At 71.1% G+C, this 19,419-nt stretch carries 19 protein-coding genes and 1 rRNA gene; 8 read left to right on the top strand and 12 right to left on the bottom strand.

Translation table 11 applies throughout. From position 1 onward, the window contains the following. Nucleotides 1-16: 16 nt before the first annotated feature. Complete coding sequence (locus tag AB0C36_RS31915; RefSeq protein ID WP_358360955.1) at nucleotides 17-1,222, top strand: CaiB/BaiF CoA transferase family protein; 1,206 nt, start codon at nucleotides 17-19, stop codon at nucleotides 1,220-1,222. Nucleotides 1,223-1,375: 153 nt separating this feature from the next. Here the strand turns inward: AB0C36_RS31915 and AB0C36_RS31910 are convergent, their stop codons facing one another. Both AB0C36_RS31910 and AB0C36_RS31905 read right to left on the bottom strand, forming a co-directional pair. Continuing rightward, nucleotides 1,376-1,579 carry a cold-shock protein gene (locus tag AB0C36_RS31910; RefSeq protein WP_358360953.1) on the bottom strand — a complete coding sequence of 68 codons (204 nt, stop codon included), beginning with the start codon at nucleotides 1,577-1,579 and terminating at the stop codon, nucleotides 1,376-1,378. A 324-nt stretch (nucleotides 1,580-1,903) separates the two neighbouring features. Further along, nucleotides 1,904-2,944, bottom strand: coding sequence for a carboxymuconolactone decarboxylase family protein (locus AB0C36_RS31905; RefSeq protein WP_358360951.1), 1,041 nt, complete (start codon nucleotides 2,942-2,944; stop codon nucleotides 1,904-1,906). Nucleotides 2,945-3,270: 326 nt separating this feature from the next. Between AB0C36_RS31905 and AB0C36_RS31900 the strand changes: the two genes are divergently transcribed. Both AB0C36_RS31900 and AB0C36_RS31895 read left to right on the top strand, forming a co-directional pair. Further along, nucleotides 3,271-3,768: a hypothetical protein gene (locus tag AB0C36_RS31900; protein ID WP_358360948.1), complete on the top strand. Its 498-nt coding sequence runs from the start codon at nucleotides 3,271-3,273 to the stop codon at nucleotides 3,766-3,768. 267 nt (nucleotides 3,769-4,035) lie between these two features. Beyond that, nucleotides 4,036-5,406 (top strand): GlnX family signal transduction membrane protein, encoded by a 1,371-nt coding sequence (locus AB0C36_RS31895; RefSeq protein ID WP_358360946.1) that lies wholly within the window; start codon nucleotides 4,036-4,038, stop codon nucleotides 5,404-5,406. Nucleotides 5,407-5,434: 28 nt separating this feature from the next. On the opposite strand, the gene AB0C36_RS31890 is transcribed toward AB0C36_RS31895, so the two are convergent. Continuing rightward, nucleotides 5,435-6,262, bottom strand: a complete 828-nt coding sequence (locus tag AB0C36_RS31890; protein WP_358360944.1) for a helix-turn-helix domain-containing protein — start codon at nucleotides 6,260-6,262, stop codon at nucleotides 5,435-5,437. Nucleotides 6,263-6,408: 146 nt separating this feature from the next. Between AB0C36_RS31890 and AB0C36_RS31885 the strand changes: the two genes are divergently transcribed. After that, nucleotides 6,409-7,854 (top strand): MFS transporter, encoded by a 1,446-nt coding sequence (locus tag AB0C36_RS31885; RefSeq protein WP_358360942.1) that lies wholly within the window; start codon nucleotides 6,409-6,411, stop codon nucleotides 7,852-7,854. Nucleotides 7,855-7,950: 96 nt separating this feature from the next. On the opposite strand, the gene AB0C36_RS31880 is transcribed toward AB0C36_RS31885, so the two are convergent. Both AB0C36_RS31880 and AB0C36_RS31875 read right to left on the bottom strand, forming a co-directional pair. Then, nucleotides 7,951-8,142 carry a hypothetical protein gene (locus tag AB0C36_RS31880; protein ID WP_358360940.1) on the bottom strand — a complete coding sequence of 64 codons (192 nt, stop codon included), beginning with the start codon at nucleotides 8,140-8,142 and terminating at the stop codon, nucleotides 7,951-7,953. A gap of 111 nt (nucleotides 8,143-8,253) precedes the next feature. Continuing rightward, entirely contained in the window at nucleotides 8,254-9,063 is an 810-nt protein-coding gene (locus AB0C36_RS31875) for a crotonase/enoyl-CoA hydratase family protein (protein ID WP_358360938.1), read from the bottom strand. A gap of 157 nt (nucleotides 9,064-9,220) precedes the next feature. On the opposite strand from AB0C36_RS31875, the gene AB0C36_RS31870 reads away from it, so the two are divergent. Further along, nucleotides 9,221-10,831 (top strand): acyl-CoA synthetase, encoded by a 1,611-nt coding sequence (locus AB0C36_RS31870; RefSeq protein ID WP_358360936.1) that lies wholly within the window; start codon nucleotides 9,221-9,223, stop codon nucleotides 10,829-10,831. A 281-nt stretch (nucleotides 10,832-11,112) separates the two neighbouring features. Here the strand turns inward: AB0C36_RS31870 and AB0C36_RS31865 are convergent, their stop codons facing one another. Next, entirely contained in the window at nucleotides 11,113-12,654 is a 1,542-nt protein-coding gene (locus AB0C36_RS31865; protein ID WP_358360934.1) for an acyl-CoA synthetase, read from the bottom strand. 108 nt (nucleotides 12,655-12,762) lie between these two features. Here AB0C36_RS31865 and AB0C36_RS31860 point away from each other — a divergent pair, with 108 nt between their 5' ends. After that, on the top strand, nucleotides 12,763-13,374 hold the full coding sequence (locus AB0C36_RS31860; protein ID WP_358360932.1) for a TetR/AcrR family transcriptional regulator: 612 nt from the start codon (nucleotides 12,763-12,765) through the stop codon (nucleotides 13,372-13,374). Between the two features lie 279 nt (nucleotides 13,375-13,653). Here AB0C36_RS31860 and AB0C36_RS31855 read toward each other — a convergent pair whose 3' ends face one another. Continuing rightward, nucleotides 13,654-14,628, bottom strand: coding sequence for an ArsR/SmtB family transcription factor (locus AB0C36_RS31855; protein ID WP_358360929.1), 975 nt, complete (start codon nucleotides 14,626-14,628; stop codon nucleotides 13,654-13,656). Between the two features lie 59 nt (nucleotides 14,629-14,687). On the opposite strand from AB0C36_RS31855, the gene AB0C36_RS31850 reads away from it, so the two are divergent. Further along, nucleotides 14,688-15,956: an MFS transporter gene (locus tag AB0C36_RS31850; RefSeq protein ID WP_358360927.1), complete on the top strand. Its 1,269-nt coding sequence runs from the start codon at nucleotides 14,688-14,690 to the stop codon at nucleotides 15,954-15,956. Here AB0C36_RS31850 and AB0C36_RS31845 read toward each other — a convergent pair. The 3 genes from AB0C36_RS31845 to AB0C36_RS31835 all read right to left on the bottom strand — a co-directional run bounded on the left by AB0C36_RS31845 (nucleotide 15,877) and on the right by AB0C36_RS31835 (nucleotide 17,898). Further along, complete coding sequence (locus AB0C36_RS31845) at nucleotides 15,877-16,791, bottom strand: oxygenase MpaB family protein (RefSeq protein WP_358360923.1); 915 nt, start codon at nucleotides 16,789-16,791, stop codon at nucleotides 15,877-15,879. The two genes, AB0C36_RS31850 and AB0C36_RS31845, sit on opposite strands and share 80 nt — an antisense overlap. An 80-nt stretch (nucleotides 16,792-16,871) precedes the next feature. Further along, entirely contained in the window at nucleotides 16,872-16,997 is a 126-nt protein-coding gene (locus AB0C36_RS31840) for a DUF397 domain-containing protein (RefSeq protein ID WP_358360974.1), read from the bottom strand. Continuing rightward, nucleotides 16,954-17,898 carry a helix-turn-helix domain-containing protein gene (locus tag AB0C36_RS31835; protein WP_358360920.1) on the bottom strand — a complete coding sequence of 315 codons (945 nt, stop codon included), beginning with the start codon at nucleotides 17,896-17,898 and terminating at the stop codon, nucleotides 16,954-16,956. Before AB0C36_RS31835 ends, AB0C36_RS31840 begins: the two co-directional genes overlap by 44 nt. Before the next feature lie 185 nt (nucleotides 17,899-18,083). On the opposite strand from AB0C36_RS31835, the gene AB0C36_RS31830 reads away from it, so the two are divergent. Further along, nucleotides 18,084-18,452: a hypothetical protein gene (locus AB0C36_RS31830; RefSeq protein WP_358360917.1), complete on the top strand. Its 369-nt coding sequence runs from the start codon at nucleotides 18,084-18,086 to the stop codon at nucleotides 18,450-18,452. A gap of 7 nt (nucleotides 18,453-18,459) precedes the next feature. Here the strand turns inward: AB0C36_RS31830 and AB0C36_RS31825 are convergent, their stop codons facing one another. Both AB0C36_RS31825 and rrf read right to left on the bottom strand, forming a co-directional pair. After that, nucleotides 18,460-19,062 (bottom strand): hypothetical protein, encoded by a 603-nt coding sequence (locus AB0C36_RS31825; RefSeq protein ID WP_358360915.1) that lies wholly within the window; start codon nucleotides 19,060-19,062, stop codon nucleotides 18,460-18,462. A gap of 273 nt (nucleotides 19,063-19,335) precedes the next feature. Further along, nucleotides 19,336-19,419, bottom strand: a 5S ribosomal RNA gene (rrf, locus tag AB0C36_RS43285); the annotation flags it as partial.

The raw sequence follows: 19,419 nt of genomic DNA, 5'->3' as shown, positions 1-19,419 counted from the left end.
ACGCAAGGGAGAGCTCATGAGTGAGACCGGCCCGCTTCGGGGCATCCGCATCCTCGACCTGTCGATCGCCGCCACCGGGCCGTACGCCGTGGCCCTGCTGGCCGACCAGGGCGCCGAGGTCATCAAGGTGGAGCGCCCGGGCATCGGCGACATCGCACGGTGGGTCGGCGTCGCCATCGGCGGCACCAGCGCGCTGTTCGCCTCCTGCAACCGCGGCAAGCGCTCGATCGTCGTGGACGTGCACACCCCGGAAGGCCGGGACGTGGTGCGGGCCATCGCCGCGACGTGCGACGTCGTGGTGCAGAACTTCCGCCCTGGCGTGGTGGACCGGCTGGGCATCGGCTACGCGGACCTGTCGGCGGGGCGCGACGACCTCGTCTACGTGTCGTTGTCCGGCTTCGGGCCCGAGGGGCCGTACGCGGGCAAGTCGGCGTACGACCCGGTGATCCAGGCGTACGCCGGACTTGCCGTCAACCAGGCCGACGTGCCCGCCCCCGGTGAGCCGGAACAGCCGGTGTTCCTCCGGCAGTCCGCCGCCGACAAGGTGACCGCCCTGACCGCCTCGCAGGCCGTCACGGCGGCGCTGTTCGCGCGCGAGCGGGGGCAGGGCGGGCAGCACGTCGAGCTGTCCATGCTGGACGCCGTCACGTCGTTCCTGTGGGTCGACGCGACGGGCAACGAGGTGCTGTTGGACAGCGACGGGACGCAGAACTCGAGTTTCAACAAGACGCTCAAGCCGATCCGCTTCAAGGACGGCTGGGCGGTGGTCGCGCCGACCTCCGACGCCGATTTCGCGGGCATGTGCCGGGCGTTCGGCGTGCAAGGGCACGACGATCCGCGGGTGGCGACCATCGGCGAGCGCATGAAGAACCGCGAGTTGACGTCCGAGTTCGTGCAGCGCTGCTACACCGCGGCGCTGTCGATGGAGGTCGGCGCCGCGATGGCGCTCCTGGAGGAACAGCGGGTGCCCTGCGGGCGGGTGCTCTCACCGGCCGAACTGCCGGACGACCCGCACGCGGTGGCGATCGGGCTGTTCGAGGAGAGCACGCACGCCAAGGCGGGCCGGGTCCGACTGCCGCGGCACCCGGCGCAGTTCGCGGGCACGCCCGCCGCGCTCGGCGCGCCGTCGCCGGTGCTCGGCGAGCACACCGACGAGGTGCTGGCCGAGATCGGGATGGCGGACCGGGTGGCCGCGCTGCGGGCGGCGGGTGTGGTGGCCTGACACGGCGCCATCCGCCGTACGGCGCCGAAGGGTTCGACGAGAGGGCCCGCCCCGGGCAGGGGGCGGGCCCTCTCGTCGTACTCAGCTCGCGCTATTCCGAGTCGCGCAAAACCGAAGTCACAGCCGACCGGCCGAGGGCCGGGGCGCGGGCAATCAGAGCGGGCGGACCTGCTCGGCCTGCGGGCCCTTCTGGCCCTGCGTGACCTCGAACTCGACGCGCTGGTTCTCTTCCAGCGTGCGGTAGCCGCTCGTCTGGATCGCCGAGAAGTGCACGAAAACGTCGGCCTGGCCGTCATCCTGCTGAATGAAGCCGTAGCCCTTGTCCGCGTTGAACCACTTGACCGTACCGGTGGCCATGTCTTCTTCCTTCATGAAAACCTCAGCCGCCGCACTGCGCGACGTCCGGGTCGCTTACGTCGAGTGGTCCCACTCCCCGCGAAGTACTCCGGGATGGAAAAACGCCTACGGCAGTCGAGTCCGCAGGCGTCGGTCTTGCGAGGGAACTACTTCTACTGCTTGCAACCGCGGGCAACGTTACACAAGAAGATCGGGGCGCAACAGCCCTTCGCGCACCGAATCGTACGGTTCGTCGGCGGCGGGTCCGCACGGGTTTCACGGGCCCGCCGCCGTTCCTGCTCGTGCCCTCCGAGGGTCACCACCACGTGGCGCCCGCCTGCGGATTCACCCGCCGGGGGTGGGTATCACCATGGTCGGAAAATCGGCCGGCACACTGCCCAGCGTCACCGCGATCTTGGCGAAGCCCATGAACAGCGCGAGGGCCGCGGCCAGCTCCACGGTGCCGTCCGGACCGAACGCGGCGAGCAGGTCGTCGCGCAGGTCGGCGGCCCGGTCGGTGGCCATGCCGTGCGGGTCGCCGAGGAAGAAGTCGGTGAACCGGATGACGACCTTGTGGCGCTCCTCCAGGGCACTCTCCTCGAAGCCGTCCTCGATCAGCTCGACCAGGTCCTCGCCGAGCCCGTCCTCGCGCGCCTGCGCGAAACGTACGTTGCGGCAGTACCGGCAGCCGATGACGCGCGCGTTGCGCAGTCGGGCGACCTCCTTGGTCGGATGGTCGACGACGCCGTCCCACCACAACGTCCCGTACATGCGCAGGAAGGACGCCAGCAGGTCGGGCTGCAGGGCGAGCGGGCTCCCGGCAATGGCGTTGCCCGGGTCGAACCCGGGCGGCTCGGCGGGCGCGTCGGGGTCGAGGCCGGGCGGGTTGACCAGGACGGGGTACGGCAGGTCCGGGTCGGTGTCCTGGGTGCCCAGCACGACCTGGAAGCGGTCGAAGCCGTCGTACACCGCGCAGGCCATCGCGAGGCCGACGAGGCCCTTCTCGCCGACGAACCCGGTCAGCACCTTGCGGTCGTCGTCCGTGACCGACTCCGGGGCCAGCACGAACTGTTCGGCGAACAACAGGCACGCGGACTCGGTCGGCGTGAAGGCGGCGTCGCCCGAGCCGAACTCCAGGCGCGCGATGCGTGCCTCGTCGAGGCCAGCGTGCACCGCGGCGCGAGTGCGGGCGGCCTGCTCGACGGAGCACTCGTGCAGCCCGGCAATGCGCAGGCGGACGAGCTCGGTGAGTACGGGGTCGAGCACACCGGGCGACCACAGGCGGGTCACGTAGTCCCGATAGCGGGTGTGGAGCGCAGGGCGCAGGCCGAACGCGCCGTCGAGTTCGGTAAGACCTTCGGCGCTCTCCGGGAGCCAGCTGGGCACCGCGGCACCCCTCCTTCCGACATGTCGTCTCCGCGCGTCTCCGCAGGTTGCGGACGCGCCTGCAGGCGATCCGGGGGCATAAGTAACAGATGTTCCGTGCAGCTGGAAGAGGCGTGGCATCTGCCGCGTGACCAGGCCAAAAAACGTCCGGTTTGCCCTTTACGCCAGGCAGCGCAAACCTCCGATCTCGGTCATTTTTGGATTTTTAGGTGTGACATAGGTCATCTTTCTTCGCGTTTGACGCCAAGATGGCCGCATCCTGTCTAGGCGGATTCGTCCCGAGCCGCCCGCCACACCGTCCGTCCGAAGAGCCCTGGGAGCCGGACATGGATCTCGACCGCAAGGATCTGACCCCCGAATGCGCCGCCGCCGCGCGCAAACTGGCCGGCACCGTCATCGCGCAGCGTTCGGGGTCCGCCGTACGCCACCCCGCCTTCCCCGGCTGGGCCGGCATCGTGGCAGGCCAGGCCGACGACCTCGCCGCCGCCGCTCCGCCGTTCCCGCGCGCCAGCCTGTGCTACCTGGCCCGGTCCCTGCGGGACGCCGCGAACGCGCACGGCGCCCGCGACCACGAGGCCGCCTCGGCCTCGTTCGCCACCGCGCTGCGCTTCGCCCGAAGCCTGCTGCGCACGCTCGACCGCTACGCCCCGGTCGCCTCCCCCGTGCTGTGCGGCGCGTGCGGTGAGCCGTACGTGGCCGCCCTGGCGCGCGTGCCGCGCCAGATCCCGTCCGCCGGCGCCGAAGAGGGGCCCGCGCACCTGGTGACCAGCCACGGGGCGCCGTACCGGGCCGAGCCGCACGCGCCCTGCGCCGCGGCGGCCTGAGCCACGGCCCGGCCGCGGCTCTGATCCGGGGCCCGCACGGCGGGCCCGTATCGCAGGCGTGAACCGCAGGTGTGAACCGCAGGCGCGCACCGCGGCGGTGACCCGCGGCCGGTGATCCGCGGGCCTGCGTCAAAGGCCCGCATCGCGGGCCCGGGCCTCGGCAAGGTACCCGCAACCCGGGTGCCCGCGCCGGGAGTTCATCCGTGTTTCGCCTCGGCGCAATCTCACCTTGTGCCACGTGTCCAGCCGGTCACCTAGCGTGCGTCCATGACAGCATCCGTGGTCGCCCCGGCGGCCCCGAGCACCCGGGCCATACCCCGGCCCACACCTCCGGCGCCCGGATCGGCGCCGCCCGCGGCCAACCGCCCCGACACACCGTCGCCCCGGCGCCGCTCGTCGGTCCCGACCCGGCTCCGCGCCGCCACCGGCGTCGTCCTGGCCCTCGTCGCCGGGCTCCTGGCCGCACTCGTCGTCGGCGTCGCCGCCGCCCGCGACAACCTCCACACCATCGGCAGCGGGACCGCGCCACAGGCCGCGACCGCCGCCGACCTCTACTACGCGCTGGCCGACATGGACGCACAGGTCGCCAACGTCCTGCTGATCGGCCACGACGAGCAGATTGGCAACAAGCAGTCCGCGCTGCGCCAGCTGCGGCAGGACCGCGCGGCCGTCACCGCCGCGCTGCAGACCCTCCTGGACCGCGGCCTCGACCCGGCGGGCGAGGGCACCGCGCGCCGACTGCTCGCCGACCTCGCCACCTACGACGCTCTGACGGCCCAGGCCCGGTTCGCCGACGACCTGGTGCTCGAACGCCCGGTCGCGCGCCCGCCCGCCAACGCCACGGGCTTCTACCTTTCGGCCACCGCGCTGATGCACCAGGACCTGCTGCCGGCCGCGGACCTGCTCGGGCGTACCGCCGAGAACGGGCTCGCCGACTCCGCCGACGACGGCCGGAACACCGCACGCGCGGCCGCGCTGGCGATCGTCGCCTTCGGCGGCGCCGCGGTGCTCGCGCTGCTGGTCGTGCAGGTCCGCATCACCCGGCGCTTCCGGCGCGTGTTCAACCCGTTCCTGGTCGCCGCCACCGTGCTCGTCGCGGTGCTCACCGGACTCGGGGCGAGCCTGCTGCTCGACCACGGCGACCGGGTGCGCGACGCGAAGGCCGAGGCGTTCGACCCGTTCGCCGCACTGGCCCGCACGCGCGCGGTCGCCTCGGACGCGAACGCCGACGAGAGCCGCTACCTGATGCTCCCGGAGCGAGCGGGCCACTACCGCGCGCAGTTCAACGAGAAGGCGGCGCTGCTGGTGCCGACGTCGACCGAACCGGGCCTGGCCGCACGGCTGGCGGCGTTCCGGCGCGACGACGCGGCGCTGGTCGCCGCCGTCGAAAGCGGACGCCGGGACGCGGCGGTCGGCATGGCGACCAACGTGGGGCGCGGCAACCTGGCGTTCGAGTTCTACGACTACCAGAGCGTGCTCGACTCCACCGCGAAGTCCCACCACGACGACTTCACCGGCCGGATCGACGCGGGCCGGGACGCACTCGCGGGCTGGCGCTGGGCGCCTCCGCTGGTGCTCGGGGTCGGCGTGCTGCTGGTGCTGGCGGGCGTACGGCCGCGACTGCGCGAGTACCGCTGACCGATCGAGCGCTGGGACGGTCCGGCGGTCAGGCCGCCGCCAAGCGGCGCAGGGCCCGCTCGGACGCCGAACCCGGCTCGGCGGCGAACAGGTCCAGGCCGCTGTACTCGGGGTCGCCCGGCAACGTCAACAACTCGCCGTACAACTCCAGTTCGCCGACGACGGGATGGTTCAGCCGGTAGAACCGGTGGGCCGCGCGCGCCACGGGATGCGCCGCCCACATGCGCGCGAAGTCCGGGCTGGCCGCGCGCAGGCGCTCGATGTGCGCGGCGAGGCGCTTGTCGCCGCGGTAGCACGCGGCCAACACCCGCAGGTGTGCCGCGTGTTCGAGTGCGGTGTGCACCCAGCCGTCGCCGTGCAGTTCGCGGATGTGCGGGTGACGGAAGATCAGGTCCGAGATGCTGCGCTCGCCTTCCGGCATGGCCGCGAAGTCGCCGAACAGCGCCGCCGCGACGGGGTTCCAGGCGACGATCTCGGTGTGCCGGCCGACGAGGATGGCCGGCGTCGCGCCGAAGGACGCCACCAGGTGCCGTAGACCCGGGCGCGGCGGCACGGCCGTCTCCGGACACGTGCGGGCGTCGGGCCGGGCGAGCTGACTCAGGTACGTCCGCTCGTCGTCGTCCAACCGCAGCGCCGTGCCGATCGCGGTCAGCACCTCCGCCGAGACGCTGTCGGACCGGCCCTGTTCGAGGCGCGTGTAGTGCGCGACGCTGACGCCCGCGAGACCGGCCAGTTCCTCGCGGCGCAAGCCCACCACGCGGCGGCGGCCGCCGTACGCCCGCAGCCCGACGTCCTGCGGGGTCAGACGTGCCCGGCGCGACTTCAGGAACTCGCTCAGTTCGACACGTGTGTCCACCCTGCGACGATAACCGCAGTCGGCGCGAGGGTGATCACGCGGTGCGTAGGCAAAGCCGGGGCCTGGGTGCGGCGCGAGGGTCCGCACAGGCTGGACGGCGTACAGACCCCCCGCCTCCCCGGAGGCCTCCCGACCGGAGGTCGGCCATGCCGCCGCATGTCGCACGCCCCGCCTGGACACTCGCGCTGCTCGCTCTCGCGGGCCTGGTCACGGCGCTCGACTTCACGGTCGTGTACGTCGCGCTGCCCGAGATCGCCGCGGACGTCGGCTTCTCCGACCGCTCCCTGCAATGGGTCGTCAGCTCGTACGCCGTCGTCTACGGCGGCCTGCTCCTCCTCGGCGGCCGCCTCGCCGATCTCCTGGGCAGGCGCCGGATGTTCGTGGCCGGCATGGCGCTGTACGGGGTCGGCTCGATGCTCGGCGGCCTCGCCACCGCGCCGGGCCTGCTGATCGGTGCGCGCGCCGTGCAGGGCATCGGCGGCGCGGTGCTGTTCCCGGCGACGCTGTCGCTCGTCAACACGCTGTTCGCGGAAGGGCCTTCGCGGACCCGGGCGCTGACCGTGTGGGCGGTGTCGGGAGCGGGCGGACTGAGTCTGGGGGCGCTGCTCGGCGGCGTACTGACCAGCGCGCTGGGGTGGGAGGCGGTGTTCTACGTGAACGTTCCGCTGGTGGTGCTCGCCGGCGTGGCGGCTTTCGGCCTGCTGCCGCGCGACGCGGCGGCGGTCGGGCGAGACGGCGGCGAAGCGGTCGGACGGAAGGGGTTCGACTTCCCGGGGGCGCTGACCGGCACCGTGGGCCTGACGCTGCTGGTGTTCGCGATCGCGCAGGGCCCCGAGTGGGGGTGGGCCGATGCCCGGGTGGCGGGTGCCGCGGGGGTCGCGGTGCTGCTGCTGGCCGGCTTCGTGGCGGTGGAGGCGCGGACACCCGACCCGCTGCTGCCGCTGCGCCTGTTCCGGCAGCGGAGCCTGACCGCGGCCACCGGCGTGATCCTGGCGTTCGGGCTGACGATCCAGGCGGTGCCGTTCTTCCTGACCTTGTGGTTCCAGCAGGAGATGGGCTACTCGGCGATGCGTACGGGGGTCGCGTTCCTCGGGCCGACGCTGTCCATCACGGCGGGCAACCTCGTGGGAGAGCGCCTGGCCGGGCGGCTGGGGGTGCGCCGCACGCTGATGGCGGGGTTCGCGGTGGCCTCGGCCGGGGCGGCGCTGCTGGCGGCGGGGATGACCGAGGATGCGTCCTACGCCGGACTGCTGCCCGGCATCGTCGGCTTCGGGCTCGGCACGGGCATCGTGTTCACCACGATGTGGGTCGCCGCGGCCTCCGGGGTGGCCGACGCCGAGCAGGGGGCCGCGTCCGGGCTGGCCTCCACCGCCTTGCAGTTCGGCTCCGGGGTGGGCCTGGCGGTGCTGGTGTCGGTGGGCGGGATCCGGACCGCGGTGACGGTGGTCGCGGTGGGGTCGCTGATCGGTCCGGTGGCGGCGCTGCTGCTGCCGCGGCACCGGCCCGGGGTCGGCGGCCGCGACGACGCGGCGGCGGCCGACGTGGGACGTGCGTCGGCGGACGAGCGACGCCACGAGCCGACGCGCCACTAGATCGTTTCCTCAAGCTCCCGACGGGCGCGGAAGCCGCAGTCTCCACCGCCTGTTGCGGCGGCGGGGACGGCGGCTTCCGTTGTTCCGGGGTGCCGGTCAGTCGTCGCCGCGGTCCCCTTCGGCCTGCGACGTCTCGTACGCGTGGGCGGTCTGCTCGGACGTCAGGTCGGCGTCGGAGGGGTGGATGTCACTGCCCCTCACCACCACACGCGGGGGCGAGTGCACTTCGTGGTGCTCGTGCCGGGCTTCGGAGCCGGCCACGGCACCACGTGCCTCGGTGTCAGGCATGGAAACCTCCAGCGGCCCGACCGCGCCCGGCCCGCCGGGTGCGGCGCCGCTGCCTCCAGTGTCCCTCCGCGCGCGGCTCGGCGCAGACGCCCGCGCCTGCCGCCACGGGGGCTACGCGCGGCGGAAGACCGGCTTGCGCTTCTGCGCGAACGCGGTGGGGCCTTCCTTCGCGTCGGCGGTCGCGAAGATCGGCTGGCCGATCTCCAGTTCGCGCTTGAGGGCGTCCTCCTCCGACAGGTCCGCGGTCTCGATGATCGAGCGCTTGACCGCCTCGACCGCGAGCGGGCCGTTGCCGTTGATGATCGCGGCGATCTCCAGAGCCGCGTCCACCGCGGTGCCCGCTGGGACGACCCGGCCGATGAGGCCGATCTCGCGGGCCTCCTCCGCGGTGTAGCGGCGGCCGGTGAGGAGCATCTCCATGGCGTTGGTGTAGCCGATCTGGCGCTGCAGGCGCACCGTCGAGCCGCCGAGCGGGAACAGGCCGCGCTGCACCTCGGCGATGGCGAAGACCGCGGTGTCGCCGGCCACCCGGATGTCGGTGCCCTGGAGGATCTCGGTGCCGCCCGCGACGCAGAACCCCTCGACCGCGGCGATCAGCGGCTTGCGGGGGCGGTGGTGGCGCAGCATCGCCTTCCAGTGCAGGTCCTTGTCGGCGGCCATGCGCTCGCGGTAGACGGCGGTGTCGCCGTCGGCCATGTCGGCTCCGGCGAGGGCCTTGAGGTCCATGCCCGCGCAGAACACGCCGCCCGCGCCGGTGAGCACGATCGAGTGGATGTCGTCGTCGGCGTCGGCCTCCAGCCACGCGTCGTACAGGCCGACCAGCATCGGCAGGGAGAACGCGTTCTTCGCCTCCGGGCGGTTCAGCGTGACCAGCAGCGTGCCGTCACGGCGTTCGACCAGAAGATGCGGATTGGCGGCCAAAGCCCCTCCTTGTACGACCCCGTACCGATTTGGCACAGGAAAGACGATCATTGTCTGAGTCAAGGGTGCAGGGCGGTCGAGAGAGTCACAAGACCCGGCGCACAGTAAATCCGTCACACTATGGAATTCACGCGCCCTCGCACCTTACGCTCCGGCCATGGAATTCAACCTTGCCGACCTCTTCGAGCACGCGGTTGAGCAATACCCCGACCGCGAGGCAGTCGTAGCGAACGGCGAGCGGCGCACATACTCCGAATTGGAAGAGCGTGCGAATCGCCTCGCCCACCATCTCGCGGACGCCGGCGTCGCGCCGGGCGACCATGTCGCGGTCTACGCCTACAACATCGTGGAGTGGGCGGAGGCGATGCTCGCGATCTACAAGATCCGCGGCGTCTGCATCAACGTGAACTTCCGGTACGTCGCCGAGGAGCTGGCGTACCTGCTCGACCAGGCGAAGCCGGTCGCCATGGTCTTCCAGCGGCAGTTCGCCGACCGGGTCGGCGAGGTCGCGCCCAAGGTCCCGTCGCTGCGCCACCTGATCGTCGTCGAGGACGGCACAGACGTGGACACCGGCGCGCTCGGCGCGGTCCCGTACGAGGAGGCGGTCGCGTCCGGCTCCCCCGAGCGCGACTTCGGGCCGCGCTCCGGCGACGACATCTACCTGCTGTTCACCGGCGGCACGACGGGCATGCCCAAGGGCGTGATGTGGCGTCAGGAGGACGTCATCTTCGCGCTCGGCGGCGGCATCGACCCGACCAACGGCGAGCGCGTCGACCGCCCCGAGGACCTGGCCGAGAAGGGCCGCAACGGCGGCGGGACGTTCTTCCCGATCGCGCCGCTGATGCACGGGGCCACCCAGTGGGGCGTGCTCCAGAACCTGTCGAAGGGTCAGCGCATCGTGCTGATCGACAAGTTCGACGCACACGGCGTGTGGAAGGCCGTCGAGGAGGAGAAGGTCAACGTCATCATGATCACGGGCGACGCGATGGCGCGTCCGCTGATCGAGGCGGTCGACGAGCCGCGCGCGGACGGGGCGGAGGGGTCGTACGACCTGTCCTCGCTGTTTGCGGTGGCGTCGAGCGCCGCGCTCTTCTCGCCCACGCTGAAGGACGCGTTCATGGAGCGCCTCGGCGTCATCGTCTCGGACGCGGTGGGCGCGTCCGAGTCCGGCGCGAACGGCGTGGGCGTCGCGGTGAAGGGCCAGACCGCGCCCGACGGCGGCGGCATCACCATCAAGGCGGTGCCCGACTCGGTCGTGCTGGACGACGACCTCAACCCGCTGCCGATCGGTGTGATCGGCCGCCTCGGCCGCAAGGGCAACATCCCGCTCGGCTACCTCGGCGACCCGGTCAAGAGCGCGGAGGTGTTCCGCACGGCCCCCGACGGCACGCGGTACGTCGTGCCCGGCGACTACGCGCGCCTGGACGGCGACGGCCTGATCACGCTGCTCGGGCGCGGCTCGGCGACCATCAACTCCGGCGGCGAGAAGATCTTCACCGAGGAGGTCGAGGGCGCCGTCAAGGACCACCCGGACGTCTACGACGCCATCGTGGTCGGTGTCCCGCACGAGCGCTGGGGCCAGACCGTCGCGGTGGTCGTGCAGCCGCGCGAGGGCCGGGAGCCGACGCTCGAGGGCATCCAGGAGCACTGCCGGACCAAGATCGCCGGGTACAAGGTGCCGCGCGTACTGCGCCTCGTCGAGGAGACGCGACGCACCCCGACCGGCAAGCCGGACCTGCCGTGGGCGCTGTCGGTCTGCACCGAATAGTTGCCGGCGGTTGCCGCCGACCCCCGAGGTCGGCCGGCGCCACGCGAAAAGGGCCGGGTCCCGGAAAAAACGGGGCCCGGCCTTTTCCGTACACGCGCCTTCCCGATGTCGGCAAAATGCCGCGCGCATTGGCAGGACACCGGTGCCGCGCATTGCCGATCACGGCTGCCTGGAATTGCCGGAAAGAACAACGGCGAATACACCGCCCGGGTCCCACCGGGCGGTGTATTCCTTTTCCGTCCGAGCATCCCGAATTGCGCCCCGCGCAACCCGGGGCCGCCTCAGACGGCGCGCTGGCGGCCCTCCCAGTACGGGTCGCGCAGCCGGCGCTTTTGCAGCTTTCCGTTCGGGTCGCGCGGCATCGCCGCGACGAAGTCCACGCTGCGCGGGCGCTTGTAGCTCGCCACCTGCTCGGCGCAGAACGCGATCAGCTCGTCGGCCAGGGCGTCGCCGGCCTCGCGGCCTTCGACCGGCTCGACGACCGCCTTGACCGACTCGCCCCAGTTGTCGTCGGGTACGCCGAACACCGCCACGTCCCCCACCGCCGGGTGGCGCAGCAGCGCCGCCTCGATCTCGGCGGGGTAGATGTTCTGCCCGCCCGAGATGATCATGTCGATCTTGCGGTCCCGCAGGAACAGGTAGCCGTCCTCGTCCATGACCCCGACGTCGCCGACGGTGAACCAGTCGCCGATGCGGCCCTTGCGGGTCTTCTCCTCGTCCTTGTGGTACTTGAACGCCCCGGTCTTCATGAGCATGTAGACCGTGCCGACCTCACCGGGCGGCAGCTTCTCGTCGTCGTCGCCGAAGACCGCGACCTCGCTGATCGGCCACGCCTTGCCGACCGTGCCCGGCCGCTCCAGCCACTCCTGCGACGTGCAGAAGGTGCCGCCGCCCTCGCTCGCGGCGTAGTACTCCTCGATGACCGGGCCCCACCAGTCGATCATTCCGCGCTTGAGGTGGTCGGGGCACGGCGCGGCGCTGTGCACGACGTGGCGGAGCGAGGTGACGTCGTACTTGGCCTTGACGTCGTCCGGCAGTTGGAGGAGCCGGTGGAACTGGGTCGGCACCATGTGCGTATGGGTGACCTTGTGCCGCTCGATGACCCGCAGCATCTCCTCGGGGAGCCACTTGTCCATCAGGACGACCGAGTGCCCGATGTGCAGCGACTGCGAAGCATGCTGCAGGACGGCGGTGTGGTAGAGCGGCGAGCCGACCAGGTGGACGTTGTCGCCGCCGGGGCGCAGGCCGTAGATGAGCAGCGTGCCGCCGTACCGCGCGTCCTCGGGCGAACCGGCCGGCAGCGGGCGGCGCACTCCGCGCGGGCGGCCGGTGGTGCCGGACGTGTAGTTCATCGGCATGCCCACGCCGCGGTCCTCGGGCAGGCTGTCGGGCTGACCGTCGGTCAGCTCGGCGATCGGCCGGAAGCCCGGGACCTCCCCGATCGCGAAGCGCGCCTCGGGCGGCAGCTTGGCCTCCTCGGCCGCGGCCGACACGACGTCGGCGAACCGCTCATGGCCGATGACGACCTTCGAGCCGCTGTCCTCCAGGATGAACGCCAGCTCGGGACCCACGAGATGGTTGTTGACCGGCACGATGTAGAAGCCGGCCTGCGCCGCGGCCAGGTACGCCACGATGTAGTCGGCCCCGTTGGGCAGTACGACGCTGAACACGTCGCCCGCCGCCATGCCCGCCGACCGCAGCCCGTGCACCAGGCGGTTCGACGCCGCGAGCAGTTCCCCCGCGGTCCACTCCCGGCCTCCCGGGTCGACCAGCGCGAGTTTTCCGGGGTTCTCCTGCGCGTGCGCCCAGAAGCCGTTCGCCACGGGCCGTTCCCTTCGCCGGCGGCCGACCGGCGGCCGCTGAGATCAAGATCCTTGACGTTGCCCAGCAGTATGGCCCCAACGAACGTTTGATGGAAGGGTGGGCAACCGATGAAACGTCAGCCTGCCGACCCGGTCCCCCCGGCCCCCGCGTCCACCGCGACGGGCCAGCAGCGTGCCCGAATACTCCGTACCGCGCTCACTCTCATGAGCGCGCAGGGCTTCACGGGCACCTCGATGCGCAACCTCGCGACCGCGTGCGAACTCAACGTCGCGACGCTGTACCACTACTTCCCGTCGAAGGCCGACCTGCTGCGCGAGCTGGTCAAGGACCGTGCGTACACCGACCGGTTCACCACCGGCGCACCGCCGGTCGACACCGGACTCCCGCCCCGCGAACGGCTCGTGGAGATGATGACGCGCCTGTGGCAGGCCGGCCTCGCGGAACGCGAGGTGCTGCGGCTGCTGCTCAGCGAAGGCATGCGCGGTGACGAACTCTCCCGCGGGGTGACCGGCGGACTGACCATCGCCCTGGATGCGAGCATCGCGCGCTGGCTGGCCGAGATGTTCCCCGAACTCCCGTCCGGCCGCACCCGCATCGCCCGGATCCTGCGGTCCCTCCTGGAGACCGCCATCGTCGACCACCTCGCCATGTCGCGCCCCGGCACCCGCCGACGCCTCCGCGAGCAAGTCACCGACCTCGCCGCTCTCCTCTTCCCCTGACCTTCCCCCGACCCGCATCGACGTCGCCCGGCTGGTGCAAGAACCGGCGCAGTGGCTGTACGGGGCGCGGGGGGCACCGGACGATTTCCGAGCCGAGAACACCCGGACGCGGAGCTTCGAGGGCGACGGATCGCCGGCACACGGCGTCCTCGACTACACCATGAAGAAGCCGTCCCCCAAGTACCAGTGAGCCCCGCGTATCTGTGCCCCCCGCCCGGAAGTACCTGTGCCCCCGCGCGTCCCCTCCGTGAGGCGGAGTCGGGAGGTCCGCGGACGTGATCAGTCGTGCGGCGGGGCCGCGAGCAGCGTGTCGCCGGCTTCGGTGCGGAAGTAGAGCACCGACCGGCCCACGCGGCGGCGGCCCACGAGGCCCGCCTCGCGCAGCACCTTCAGGTGGCCGCCGACCGAACCAAGGCCCTGCCCGGCGAGGGCGACGAGCTGCGTGGTGCTCTTGGGAGTGTCCAGCAGCAGGAGCACCGACGCCCGGGCGTCGCCGAGGAGTCGGCCGATCGCGCCGGGCAACGCCGGACCGGCCGCCACGTCGGCGAGAGCACCGGCACACGGGTAGACGATCGCGTATCGGTGCGGCAGGTCCCAGGAAACCCAGCCACTGCGGGGCGTGACGGGCACGAACAGCAGTTGTGCGCCGACCACTTCGCGCGGCGGATAGTCGTGCGTGTTGATCTGGAGCCGCCCGTCGCCCAGCCATCGCATGCCCGGGCGCAGGTTGTCGAGCGCGGCCGCCCAGCCCCCGCGGCTCAACTCGCCCATGCGCGCGATGACATCGGCCTCGAGGACGCGTCGTCGTGCGTCCCAGTCGGGCAGCACGGTCGACTTCCATACCCACGACAGGAGTTCCGTGGCCACCGCGCCCAAGTCCACGCCGCGCAGGTCCGGCGGGAGCGGGCGGCCGTACGCCACTTCCGCGTCCGCGCGTGCTCGCTCGGGCGGCGTCTCCGCTACCCGACGGACCTCCTGATCGAACGTCAGCCCTGCCTCGCCGCTCGGACACGGGGTCAGAAAGTCCGCGATCCATGACCGTCCGAACGCCACCTCGCACAGACGCTCCGCCGGCGGGTCGGCCGCGACGCGCGCCCGGAACGGCGCCAGATGCGCGTCCAGCCAGGCCCGCTCGCCCGGATGCACCGCGCTGCCCGCCGACAAGGCCATGAGCGCGGCCGTCGCCTCGGCGAGCGGCGACACGACGAACCGGCCCGCCGCCAGCGTGTCCGCGTTCACCAGCCACAGCCCCATGTTTCGCCTCCTGACGAAACATTACGCCCCGCCGCGGCGGCCCGGGCATGCTCCGAGCCATGCAGACCTACCGCGAACTCTTCCGTACCCCGGAGTTCACCCCGCTCTTCGCGACGTCCTGCGCCCAGGTCGCCGCCACGACGATCGGCTCGCTGGCGCTGGCCACGCTCGTGTACGACGCGACCGGCTCCCCTCTGTTGTCCGCGCTCAGCATGTTCGGAGCGTCCTTCGCCCAGGTGGTCGGGGCCATGACGCTGCTCTCGGCCGCCGACCGGCTGCCGCCGCGCGCCACGACGGCCGGCCTCGCCCTGGTGTTCGCCGTGGGCACCGCCGTCATCGCCCTCCCCGGCCTGCCGATCTGGGCCGCGTTCGCGGTGCTGCTCGTGCTCGGCCTCGCCGCGTCGGTGGGCGGAGGCGTACGCCTCGGTCTGCTCACCGAGATCCTGCCGGAGAACGGCTACCTGCTCGGCCGCTCGGTCCTCAACATCTGCGTCGGCAGCCTCCAGATCGTCGGTTTCGCCGTCGGCGCGGTCCTGGTCGGCGCGTTGTCGGCCCGCGGCACACTTCTGACCGCGGCCGCACTCGACGTGGCCGCCGCCGCAATCGCGCTGCTCGGCCTGCGGAAACGGGCGCCCAGGGCGGCCGGGCGGCCGTCCGTACGCGAGACGTGGCGTACCAACACCCTGATCTGGTCCTCGGTCCCCCGCCGCTACGTCTACGTCGCCATGTGGGTCCCCAACGGCCTGATCGTCGGATGCGAGGCCGTCTTCGTCGCCTACGATCCCGACCATGCCGGGCTGCTCCTCGCCGCGGCGGCCGCCGGCATGCTCGTCGGCGACATCACGGCGGGACGCTTCCTCGGCCCCGACCGGCGGCGCCGCCTCGGGCCGTTCCTGCGCCTGCTGTTGGCGGCGCCGTACCTCGTTTTCGCGCTCCGCCCCGCGCTGCCACTCGCGGTGGCCGCGATCGCGATCGCCTCGGTCGGCTACGCGGCCACGCTCCTGTTGCAGGAACGCCTCATCGCGCTGACCCCCAAGCCGGTCCTCGGCCAGGCCCTCGGACTGCACTCGTCGGGCATGCTGACAATGCAGGCCGTCGGGGCGACGATCGCCGGCACCGTCGCGCAATACACCTCACCTGCCGCGGCGATGACCGTGATGGCGGCCGCGTCGATCGCGGTCACCCTGGCAATCGCCCCCGGACTCCGAACACCCCTGCCGGCAACGCCACTTCCCCGAACGCCTCCGGCTACGAAGCCGTCAACCCCGACAGAACCCCCGGCCGTGCCGGAGCCGCGTCCGGCCCGAGGCGCTCCACCGCGGCCTTGATGTGCGGCGACTGGAACCCGGCCAGCCGCGCAGCCGGCAACACCGCCAGCGAGGTCGACCGCAGTAGCCGAAGCCCGGCGGTAACCGCGAACGGCGGCAACGGGCGGCGCCCGTAGATCTCGTGCGCCCACGAGGGCAGCGAACCGTACGCCAACTCCGACACCTGGCGCCACAGCAGCTCACGGCCCAGCCACAACACCGGGTGCACGGGAGGGCGCCGCAGAAAGTCCCACACATCGTCGGCCTCCGGCGAACGCGCGAGCGCGGGACGCACGTCCTCGAAGTACTCCCGCATCCCCGCCGCCGACCCGGGCACATCATCCGGCGCCAGGCCCACCAGCACCGCAGACGCGCGCTGTTCCGCCAGGTAGGCGTCGACCTGCTTGTCGCTCAAGGCCAACCCCGACCGCCGGACGACGTCGACGTACGACACCACCTCGGCGCAGTGCACCCAGCGCAGCAGCGCCGTCTCGTCTATCCGGTACGACACCCCGGTCTCGGGATCGGTCGCTCGCAGAAACTGGTGGATCCGACGCACCCGCGCCCCGGCCCGCTCCGCCTCGGCGCGCGAGCCGTACGTCGTGACGCCGACAAAGTCCGCAGTACGGAACAACCGCCCCCACGGGTCCTTCCGGAACGCCGAATTCTGGACCACGCCCCGCACCGCGCGCGGGTGCAGCGCCTGAAGGTAGAGCGCCCGCACCCCCGCAACCCACATCGCCGGATCGGCGTGCAACTGCCACGTAACGGAGCCGGGCCCGAAAATCCCGGGATCCCCGGCCGCCGCCGAATCCTCGCCGACCTCCCCGTGCGACTGCGCGTGCGCGTCCTGCAACGGAACCGACCTCCTGAGTTCCCCTTCACTGTAGGACCTCGGCAGTCGATCAACCGGTCAGGGGCCCCGGCGCGCCACGACTACGGCCGCTTGAGGGCAGCCGTCAGCGACAACCAGGACGCCGCCGGGACGGCGATCGCACCCCGTTCGACATCCTTGCTGTCACGGACGGGGACGATGCCGGAAACGCGGCCTGCGACCTCCAGGCAGTTGCCGCCTTCCTGATTGCTGTAGCTCGACTTGCGCCATGCGGGAGCGAGCAGTTCGAGGTGAACGGCGTTCTGCACGTGTGGTCTCCTCAATCGCTGTTTCGATCATGCGCAGGGACATGCTTGGTGGCAGGGCCAGCGCCCGAACGTGATCGTAGGTCATGGCGTAGCCCTCGACTGCCGCCTTGTCCTCGACCAATCTCCCGTAGTCGGCGCCTTCGGTGTACGCCACGCTCGGTCCCTCCGGCAACGTCAGCAGCGTGAGCGAACCGCCCATGGCCGGATGTTCACCCTGTTCAAAGAGCAGGAGTTGGACCGTGATGTCGGGGTCGTGCTCCGTGGCCAACAGACGCGCGAGTTGCTCGCGCATGACGACGGGACCGCCGACCGGACGCCGAAGGACGGCCTCGTCCAAAACGACCCACATCCCAGGACGGTCAGCGGCCTGAAGCCGGAGTTGCCTGTCCATACGAGCGGCGAGGCGTTCGGCAAGTTGCCGTTCACTGGTCCACGATCGTCCGGCGCGCAGCAACGCACGGGCGTACGACTCCGTCTGCAACAAGCCCGGAACCGCGTGTGCGGCGTACTCGCGGATCATCGTGGCCTGAGCCGCGAAGCTCATGAACTCCTGTGACCAGTCCGGAAACGACTGCTTGTAGAGGTGCGTCCACAACTCCACCAGCAGGTTGTCCGCACCGAGCACGTCGTCCAGCCGTCGCGCCAGATCCAGTGTCGGGCGGTGGCCCGTCGCGCGCTCGATCTGGTTCACGCGCGTGCTGTGCGTACGCACCTGCTCGCCGAGCTCTTCCTGCGTCCATCCCTGTGCCTCGCGGAGACGCTTCACACGTGCTCCGAACAGCGCGGCAATCGAATCCGCCGGATCCAACACCCTTGGCATGCATCCCCCTTCACCAAGATCGACCGACCTGAAAGGTGCACGTTTCAGGCCACCGCGCCTTACGAGCCTAACCGCGATGAGCAACCGTTTGGATACGGAAAGTCATTCTCGGGTTGCGGCACTTTAGGAAGGGCGCGCACGGCATGGAAGCACCAGAAGCACCGGCTGGACGGGGAATCGTCCGCGTGTACGCGGTCGACGCCGTCACCGTCAATCCGGCGCGGCTCCACCAGGTCCCCTCAGCGGCTGAAGTATCGCGTTCCGCAACGCCGTTCATCGTGGTCGCCTGGGGCTCGGGGCCGGCCCACGCCGCGGCCGCACGCCGACGTGCGGACGACTTCGCGTACGACAACCGCCTGTACGTCGTGAATCACATCGTGAGCCACTGCACACGGGTTCGGGACGCCGCACTGTACGACGTCGTGTCCACGGACGCGGTCTACCGGTCTGCTACGTACGACATGGTCTGGTGGCTGCTCACGGCAACGAGCCGCGGGCCGGATCCGTCGGAAGAGTTCGACGGCGGATCGGCCCGCGGCTCGCACGAAGGGTGAACCACGGCTACTTGTCGGGCCGGTAGTCGCTCGACGCCCCGTCCTCGTCCGTAAGCCGGAGCACTGGGCCGTTCGTGTCCTGGGTCAGCTCGAAGGTGTCGACCTTGGTGTTCTTCGTACCGTCGCGGTTGTAGAAGTTGCTGCTCTCGCTACAGGTGTTCTGCATCGACGTCTTCACCTTGCTGGGCTTGAAGGTGACCTTGTCGCCGGAGACCGAGACCTTGCCCTCCTCCATGACGAACAGCGACGTCGTGCAGTTGTACATCGTGGTCTGCAACAGGCCGTTGTCGGTGTACGACCCGTCCGACTTGATGGTCAACTCACCCGTGCTGCCACTCGGCGGCGCGTACGCCCCGGTGATGGCGTCCTGATACTCGACCGTCGCCCCGGACCCGGTCCGCCAGGAGCCGACCAGCTCCTTGGGCACCGAACCCCCTTTGCCGCCATCCCCCTTGCCGCCGTCACCCTTGCCCGTGTCGGCCTGGCCGGCATCGTCGTCGGAACCCATGCCGACCTTGTCGTCGATCGAGACTCCGCCGTTGCCGGTGCCGCCCTCGTCGTCGTTCTGGCATGCCGTCAGCATCCCGACCGCGAGAACGCTTCCGGCCATGACAACGAAGCCCTTACGCACACTTCTGCGCATGTTGATGTAACCCCCCAGACGAACGCCGCACCCAAGGTCCCCCCAGACAGCCGGCGGTGCTTGCGCTCCCTGCCGGCCGGTGCGTGCGTGATGCGTACACGATAGCGGGAGCGGCGCCGCGAACTCAGGCCCCAGGACAGGCTCGTGACAGAACCCGGATCACCCGCCGACAGATGCGACGGCCCTGAAACGCAAGTAGGCCCCCTCCACAGGAGGGGGCCTACTCGTCTATCACGCTAATTCCGGCGGCGTCCTACTCTCCCACACCCCTTCGAGTGCAGTACCATCGGCGCTGAAGAGCTTAGCTTCCGGGTTCGGAATGGG

This window comes from Streptodolium elevatio (genome assembly GCF_040649515.1).
GTDB lineage: Bacteria > Actinomycetota > Actinomycetes > Streptomycetales > Streptomycetaceae > Yinghuangia > Yinghuangia elevatio.
Note: the sequence above shows the minus strand (reverse complement) of the source record. Positions and strands in the feature narration are given on the sequence as shown.